The 8,840-nt window shown below is 37.5% G+C and carries 3 protein-coding genes; all 3 read right to left on the reverse strand.

Features of this window, described 5'->3' with window-relative positions; all coding sequences use genetic code 11:
* Positions 1–231 precede the first annotated feature (231 nt).
* The 3 genes from ABFR62_11445 to ABFR62_11455 all read right to left on the reverse strand — a co-directional run bounded on the left by ABFR62_11445 (position 232) and on the right by ABFR62_11455 (position 8,611).
* Positions 232–6,933, reverse strand: coding sequence for an aminotransferase class I/II-fold pyridoxal phosphate-dependent enzyme (locus ABFR62_11445; protein ID MEN8139033.1), 6,702 nt, complete (start codon positions 6,931–6,933; stop codon positions 232–234).
* Between the two features lie 554 nt (positions 6,934–7,487).
* A complete protein-coding gene (locus ABFR62_11450) occupies positions 7,488–8,183 on the reverse strand; it encodes an LrgB family protein (GenBank protein MEN8139034.1) in 696 nt (231 codons plus the stop codon).
* A 62-nt stretch (positions 8,184–8,245) separates the two neighbouring features.
* The gene (locus ABFR62_11455) at positions 8,246–8,611 is read right to left on the reverse strand and encodes a CidA/LrgA family protein (GenBank protein MEN8139035.1); all 366 of its coding nucleotides are present in this window, start codon (positions 8,609–8,611) and stop codon (positions 8,246–8,248) included.
* Positions 8,612–8,840 lie beyond the last annotated feature (229 nt).

Raw genomic sequence — 8,840 nt, forward strand, 5'->3', positions numbered from 1 at the left:
TTAGAAGCTCCCCGAAGCATTTTAGCTGAACATAATTTACGGCAAAAAACTACAACGGACAGCGCGTTAAGCCGGCCACAAAAAAAATCACCACAATCAAATAAATGACTGTGGTGATTTGTATTTGTTATCGTCATTCTGATCAACAGATTTAGCTACGCTGAACTTACGTTTCTCCACTTCGCTTCACTGCGTTGCGCTTCGGTCGGAATGACGTTATTTTAACATAAATTACTTCTTCTTACCTCCTTTTTTGTCTTTTTTAGGGGCTGCTTTTGGAGTTTTTGCGATAATCAACATTTCCTCGTATTTCTTAACTGCGGCAAACTTAGCTGCAGCAATTGTTTCGCGGTTTGCTTTCTCTGTTATCTTACCTCTTGTAAGATCTTCGATAGCTATAAATCCGTTTAACAATAACAACTGAAGTACCATGTTATTAATAACTGTTTCCTTGTGATATCCTTTTGCGATATAAACCTGATCGCACTGCTGATACAACTCTTCTGCAAAGTCGCGGTTGTTTGGCAACCACATCAACTGCTCGTATGTTTCAGAGAAACCGTTAAGTTCGATGTTGATAGCCGGAGTTAACAACAACGGACTAAACACGTGATTCTTTGGAAGTGGTTCGAATCCTTTTAGCATATCGAACTTCACATCCTGAGTTAAATCGTCGAGTCGCACGAATTCAGCCTTACGCATTTGCTCTAACTGGAACAGGTAGAAATTGTAACGCCAAACTTCAAGGCTGTGCTTGTGATGCTTGAACAACTCTCCGTATTTTTCGATAATCTCTTTCTTAACCCACTCTTTGTTTTGGTTAATTTCGGGACTTGCAATACGAACTTCTCTCAATAATTCTTTTACATCCTTAGCGGCTTTCTGTGGTCCTGTAATCTCCTTACCCGACTTTCCTATCTCAGTAGAAAGTATTCCACACTGGATGTTTTTACCCTTAAGGCTTCCATCATTTCCACCTTTCATAATATGAACAAGCTGCTTGCGCTGTTCCATCTGACCATCTTCGTTGATGAATGGGTTACCTGCAGGTGTACTTGCCAAAGCATTGAATATTCCGTTGAAGAATGCACGATCGAGCAATTGAGTATGAGTTGTTGCTTCTTCGCCTTCTGCAACATTTATTTCTGTTGCATTTAAACGGAAACGGTTCTTAATTACATCGAAACGAACCTCATCGACCTTGAATTCTTTACTTCCGTGTTTAAACTCACGGTCAGAGAATATTGTATTAACTACCTCTTCCACATCTATTCTGTCAATCATCTTGTAAGTAGAAGCAAGGTAGAATTTCTTCTCTGCCTTAATCTCTTCCCAGTCAAGTATCTGATCGAGGTAATTTCCGTGTTCAGCCAATATGTTAACCAATACTTTATCGGCCGAATAACGGGCAAGAGTACGGGCAAAGTTAGGGTTGTCGCCCGAAGTTGCCTTCTCTTTACGTTCACCATGCGAATCGCGGTACATCAGGAAGTTCTCAGGGTTTGCATAACGCTTAATACCTGCTTCTTCTTTTGCGAAGTTACTTGCAGTAAGCATTACATCGATCTTCATAGGCATACTCAAATCGCAGAACCCTGTAATTGTAGCACGCGAGTTAAGATCTTCAACGTTACTTTCGGCAGCACTTTCGAATAATGTACGATATGCGTAGATGTAAGCCGGATCGAAATCTGTTACACGGGCAAAATCACCAACCTCAGTACCAATACCGTAAAGGTTTCCTTCTTTATCGGGGAATATGTGGAACATATCGCCTGCAATAAGTTTTATTGAACGAATTCCCGGCAGATCTTCTTTCAACCACTTCAACTGCATTGCAGCAAGCATCTCTGATTTTCCAACTCCCGAATCTCCGGCAATTTTAATAGTAAACACTGTTCCGTCTTCTTCCTCTACTGCAAAAAGAGAACCGTGAACAGGGTATCCACCCATTTCTTTCACTTTCTCATTAAGCATTGTTAAACGGGGCTTTTTGATATTCCCGAAGTAATCTCCTTTTAAGTGAAGAGGAGTTACTACAGTTTTTATGTTTCCTTTTGGTCCTTTAAGATCGAAATATCCAACATGAGGATAAGAAATAACCTTTTCGGGAGCACCGGCAAACAAGATAATATCCGGAACAAAGTTCTTAGCTTCTTTTAGCGAAATAGTGTCAGTTCCCATCAAACGAAGGTTGTCTGCCAAATATTTCATGTATGATTTTTGAAGAACGTAAAGTTCTTTTACCAGTCCATTTTGAACAATTTTACAACGGTAATCATCGTCGTCCATGTTATCAACAAACTTAGCCATACGATCGTTGAAGAATTCTGACGATGGAAGAGTAGACAGGTTTTTAACAAACTCTACATCGTTTTGTTTTTCTCCGTCTTTTATAATAACAGGCTCTTCAACTCTGTCGACTTTAAAGAATGGGAATTCACGTTTTTTGGCATCAGTATTTGAACGTGTAATAATCTGAACATCTTTCTCGGCAGCAATAACACCTGTACGGGTCATTACTTTGTTAATCCAGTTTAAAGCACCTCCGTTGTGAGTTTCCAAAGACTTGTTTTCCATTTCGTAGTCTTTGAAAATTGTAATACCGTGCTGAACCATCTCGTTTTTATTCGAGTTCTGAGCTACAAACTCAGCGGCCAACAACTTAATCATATAGTGATTGTAACGGTTGTAATACGATGTTCCAAACGATTTATTCAACATTCCGTTTAAGAACAATACCATTTTACGACCGGCTACTTCTACATCGTCGTTAACTACTTTCTCTAACGCTCTTCGGTCTAAAATAGAAACAATCTTATCAAGTTCTGCTTTGTAAAGAGTATTGGCTATACTTTCAGAAATCATTTTAACTTCCAGATCTTCCAATGCCTCCAGTTGCTTGTTGAAATGCGCTGCAGAATCGCTAAGCAGAGCTGAGAATTCCTCACCTCTTGTTATCAGATAATATCTGAATAACTGCTCGGTTTTGTCTTCAGTTCCAAAAATATACTCGTCAATAACATCAAACTGCTGAGTAAGGTTCTTGTTTCCGAATGTACTCCACAAATCGTCGTTATTATCGCGCAATTCTCCTTTAAGCTCTTTTACCCTGTCTTCAAGTCTGAGATCGGCAAATTGCTTACCTGTAATAAACTCCTGCTTTTCGGCAGCTTTATAGAACAGCTCTTTTAACACAGGCTCTTTTGCTTCCTGATCGAATGGCAGGTTGAAGTGCAATAGTAATTCTCTGAAGAATTTACGAAGTACAATATTGTAACCTTCCAAACGTGCAAAATCGCCGTTTATATCTTTTTCGTTAGCCTCAAGAGTAAGGAATTTGAATTTAGCATCAGAGAACAAAATCTTCTCTAATTCTAAAAGAATCTCACTCATTATCAACATCTCATCCGGATCGTCGAGGATGTACGGATTTGGCTGGAAGTTAACTTTTGAGTCAATATATTTCAACAATGTTGGCTTACCGTAGCGCGCTATTACCAGGTTGATATCCATCTTGCGCAACGCAGGGATATTTTTGTAGAACTGTGGCAATAAGTTTTCGTAAAGCTTAGTAAATGCTTTAGAGTTTAAGAACTCAGGTAATGTTGTGTACTCCCCGATTGTTTCGTAGAATTCCAACATAGCATTTTTACTGCCGCCAATAGAGTTGATCGTTAAGCCACTCTTACGGGGCGTTGCAGCGTATAACGATTTAATATCAGAAATACGTAAGCTAACATTTGTCTTTTTATCGATAGCTTTTATCAAATCGAAATCAGCTATTACACCATCAAGGAAATCTTCTTCTTTTCCTGCAAAAATATCGTTAAGAATATCAACTGCTTCCTTATCCCTGTTTTCCGGTGTTTTACGTTTTGCATAGTATACTTCCCAATATTTAAGGAATATATCAAGTCCGTTTTCAAATTCTTTGGCAAAAGCTTTATAGCTTCCGGGAGTACCCTCAAGGTAGTCGCCAAGCGACCAACGTACAAATCCTGTTTGATAAGGAATTACAGCAATTCCTCTTTCTTTAGCCAAACGCATTGAGAACAATTCAAGTTCCTGATACGAGAAGAAATCTTTTAATACTAAATTGAATAAGTAAGATCCGTCAGAATCGAGTATAGAAACATAATCGGCTCCTCTTTTCTCCAATACCTTTTCGGCAACTTCCTTAGCGAGTTTCAAACGCTTAAGCGACTCGTTACGGAATGCTTTATTGATACGGAAATTATTCAATCCTTTTACAAGGTTCTTAGAGAAATAACTGAAGAAAGCTTCTCCCTTATATTTGAAATCATCAGGCAATTCCAATACATCAAGCTTGTCGAGCGAAAGTAATTCTTCTAACAGGAATATATGTAATGGCGATCCTTCGAACATCGAAGTACGGGCAACCTTTGATGGATTTTCTTTATAGTTGGCACAATTTGCATTTTCGGCAAAAATGTACTTTTCTATCTGAGTTTTAATTTTTGTTCTCGACGCATCTTTTGGAAGACTTTCTTCCAACTGATCTTTAATCTTTTTGGCACGCTGTGCAACCTCAAGTACATTGTTCAGTAAGTACAACGAATTTGAATTACCTTTTTCGGGAGCAAACTGCTTTGTTGCGTAATCAGTTACCGCTATACAGGCAGGCGATGCAATTAACGAACCTAATCTGTCTCCTGTAGCTCCTAAGTTTTTAGTAGTTGAAATAGAAGACACCATCGAAATTTTAGAATAAGTTCCGATGTTGTTCATTATATAACGTGAAATTGTACGCCATTTTGGTTCGTCCTCATCCTCAATTTTTACAGCATCGTTGTATGCCTCATCAAGGAATAAAGTAATCTTTGAGTTGTTTAAGAATTTTAGGAACTTAATTAAACTCTCGTTATTGAAATCTGTTAAACCTGTCGGATTACTTGGATCGTTTATAACCAAAGTAGAATTCTCACAGAATCTGTCCCAAAGACGTCCGCTTTCGTCGAACAACTGGAAAGTAACTTTGATAGTTTCAAGCTTCTTCTGTAAACGCTCGTAATCAACACGACCATCAGGCTTCAACTCAATCTCTATATCAAATGGATTGATGTCGAAATGCTCATAAGAGAATAAATCTCTATACTCCCACGAAGCTTCGCTGTTGATGAAGATAAACGGATTTGGCTTAACCGGGTTAAACAACAAATCGCGAATAATCATCTGAACATCATCACCAACCGATGTGTGGTCAAGATTCCCTAAACCTGCAATAAACTCTTTAATTATTGTTTGTTGCTTAGCTCCTAATGCCTCATATTTTTCGAAAATTCCAAGGTCGATAAGGAAGTTGTGGAAACGTCCTTTATTATCTGCTTCATTTTCGATCTTAGTTAAATACTGCTTGTATTTTTCTAAGAATAAGTTAACACCAAAGTTTTTGTGGAAATGATTTTGAAGTGTACGCTCGTAGTTAGTTGGAATAACATCCAGAATAACTTCACAACGCTCTGCCAAATCAGCATCTACCGGTGCAAGTTTTCGGTCCAGCAAATACTCACCGTAAGTTTTTATCTGGCTACGTCCGCCACCTTCAACAACTGTTGCAATTTGAACACTGTCGTTATTTCCGTAGAAATATTTTACAGAGCGATTTTCGAACTCACTTATAAGCTCTTTGTTAACTTTTGCGTGTTGCTTATTATCTTTTACTCTTTGAACAAATTCGATGTATGATCCAAGTTTGCTGAGAGTGTATTTATCTTTTATTATCTGACGGGCAAAACTGTCGAACTTAAACATCGATAACTCCTGTTTTTTATCAGCAGGATCGGCATTTTGATCTTCTTTAAGTTTTAACAGTTCCTCTTCGTAATCCGAAATTTTCAATTCGATTCTCTCTGCGAAATGAGACAATGAATCTGAATTAACTTTATCTAAAATTAAGCGCAGGTTTGCCTGAGAATTTGCCAGAGCACCTAATTTTTTATTGTGAGCTTTATTTAGTGTAGCTACAATATCGTTGTGAAGAGCCCAAACCAAAGTTGTGTTTGTACTTTGCGATTCTATAGAGTCATCGATAAACACCATACGCGACAATAACGGGAACCAACGAAACTTATTAAAGTAGTTAGTACGCATGTGTTTTACTTTAACAGCAAACACCGAAGTACTGTCTTCGTTTATCTGATCGTAAACTCTTTGTTCGTCATCCCACTCAATTACCTTAACAGCATTTTTAGAGAAAACCTCTCCTGCTATAAGTTTTATTGCAGTATCAGAAGGACCTGAAACAACTGTGCGGATAAATCCGTTCAATCCTTTAAAGTTTATTGACGATTCGCTGCGGTTAAGGAAGTTGTCTTTTTCTGCCTTTGTTGTATAGTGAGTACTTTGATTTACCATTTGGTCAAGTACATCAAGGAAATAATTCCACTGTGCCTCTTCAATATCTCCTTTTACACCAATAACATCGCGAAACTTGCGAATATCACTTACCTTATCTCCTAAGAAAACATCATAAAGAAAATCGAGAGTATGCTCAGTTACAGGCGGTGTACCTATCGAAAAGTTCGGAGCACCTACAATACGCTTAACTTCTGTTTTTGTCTTTTTGTCAACAAGCTCCTGATCTATCATCTCGTTTAGACGACCCTGGAACTTACCGCGTTGAGCATTATAGATAAACGCTTTCGAATCCTCGGTAGGATAAATCATCAACTGAACATCGATGTATCCCGGGATTGCTTCTTTTAATTCAAGTACGTATTTGTTTATTTCCAACTGCTGACGGGCAGGATCAATTGGCTCTTCGTAACAAAGACGAACAAAACTTTTAAGGCTTTCAAAAATCCTGTTAGGTAAAAAACTTTCAGCTCTTTCACCCAATGCAGCATACAAATTAACGAAGCCTATTGCCTCGTCGTTTAACTGTACCTTTGGTTTTCCTTCTAATAACATAACTATATATCTTTCAAAAATGATATTCAATCTTTCTTAATATCCCGATTCATGAATTTTTATTCTGAATCTGAACATTACAAAGATATTTTAAATCATATTTTTACTTCTTCAAAAAAATACCGGATTATCAGATTTTAACGCCCAAACACTTATACTTTTTCACTTTTAAAGCTGTATAAGATTTAAAAGTGAAACTACCACCGCAAGCATACATCTGAATGACCTAATTTCACAAGCCTTTCGCGAAATCACACCTCATTGACACATCCTTAAATCTTTATCATTTTTAAGTATTTGTGTAACTTATTTTTCACAAAACCATCGAATATCTGCTATATATCCATCATAAAGCCGCAAAACAGAGCTCTTATTTTAAATTACTTTCAAAATGAAATCTAAAAAAAACTTTGATTTTGGAATATTTCGACAAAAAATCAAAAAAAGGTGTGTTATTTTAAGAAACTACGTTTTTAACATATAGTTCTTTGCTCTTTTCAAGGATAAATAGTACAGTACATACTCCCTTGCAAAAACGAATAGCATCGATTACATCATATAAATTCCAGAGCATTGAGTACTACTACCCAAACTACGGTAAATATTCCCGCCAGCCCTATCGAAAGAGCACTCATAGCTCCTTCCAGTTTCCCGTACTCCATTGCTTTTGCAGTTCCAATGGCGTGAGCAGCAGTTCCAAGAGCAACACCTCTGGCAATTGGGTGGCTAATTCGGAAAAGTTTATATATAAAAGGAATTATTAGAATACTGAAGATTCCGGTTATACTTATAGACAATATTACTATCGAATTGCTGGCTCCCAACATATCAGATATGGCAATACCTATAGGAGTAGTAACAGATCTTCCCAAAATTGACCTCATAATATATTCATCCAGACCGAAAATTTTCGAAAACACAATAACAGATACCAAAGCCGAAATTGAACCAACAACAATACCGCTCATAATAGCTTTCGAATACTTCTTCAAATACCTCCTGTTTTGATATAAGGGAACTGCCAGCAATACTGTTATCGGACCTAAGAACATATGGATTAAATCACCTCCTGCTTTATAACTCTCATATGGAATATCAGTCATTTTCAGAAAGACAACTACTATAACTACCGATATCAGCATAGGATTTAACCAAAGCTTCCCCGCTTTGTCGCGTATTTTTACACCAAGCCATCCGGCCAAAAGCGTAAGTAGTAATCCAAATACGGGATTTAAAGTTATTTCGTTCATATCTTCTGATACATTAGTTTTTTGAATGCTAAGCTGAGATGCAGGAAATTCCCGGCAGGCATTTATTTCCTGTCTACTCTTCCATCCTTCCTTTTTGCCATAAACTGTACGATCAATGCAGTAGGTATTATAGTTAACAAAGTTGACAGAATTATCAATAAAGTTATTTCTCCAAACATTCCGTCCAGAGCGTGGTAACTAACCATAATACTAACAGTAGCAGGAATAAAGAAGAACATCATATTATTCAGAAAAAAAGCTGATACCTCTTTTATATGCTCAACCTTTAGTATACGCAGATATAGCAATAACAACATTATTAACATCCCGATTATACTTCCGGGAACAGTTAAAGAAAAAAAACTCTCTAATGCTACCCCCAGCATGTAAACAGCTAAGATTATTGCTAATTGTCCTATAATTTTCATATGTATATATTTATTAAATAGTATAGTTGGCGCTATTTCCGTCTCTCCGCTATAGCTTTGTCCGGCATAGCAGTTCGAAAATAACATTTCGGGGTCTTCGCTATGGCTCAGCCGCCAAAATATATTTCTCACAAGCTATCCCAAACAAAGGCTGCCGCTGCCATCCGGGCGAACTATATTTCGATGCTCTGCACCTATAATTAACAGATACCACTACACTAAGCTCCAT

It is taken from the genome of Bacteroidota bacterium, assembly GCA_039714315.1.
Classification (GTDB): domain Bacteria; phylum Bacteroidota; class Bacteroidia; order Flavobacteriales; family JADGDT01; genus JADGDT01.

Bases quoted from the DNA above. Each gene is read 5' to 3' on its own strand.
- ABFR62_11455 (MEN8139035.1), bottom strand. From the start codon at position 8,611: ATGAAAATTATAGGACAATTAGCAATAATCTTAGCTGTTTACATGCTG.
- ABFR62_11450 (MEN8139034.1), bottom strand. From the start codon at position 8,183: ATGAACGAAATAACTTTAAATCCCGTATTTGGATTACTACTTACGCTT.
- ABFR62_11445 (MEN8139033.1), bottom strand. From the start codon at position 6,933: ATGTTATTAGAAGGAAAACCAAAGGTACAGTTAAACGACGAGGCAATA.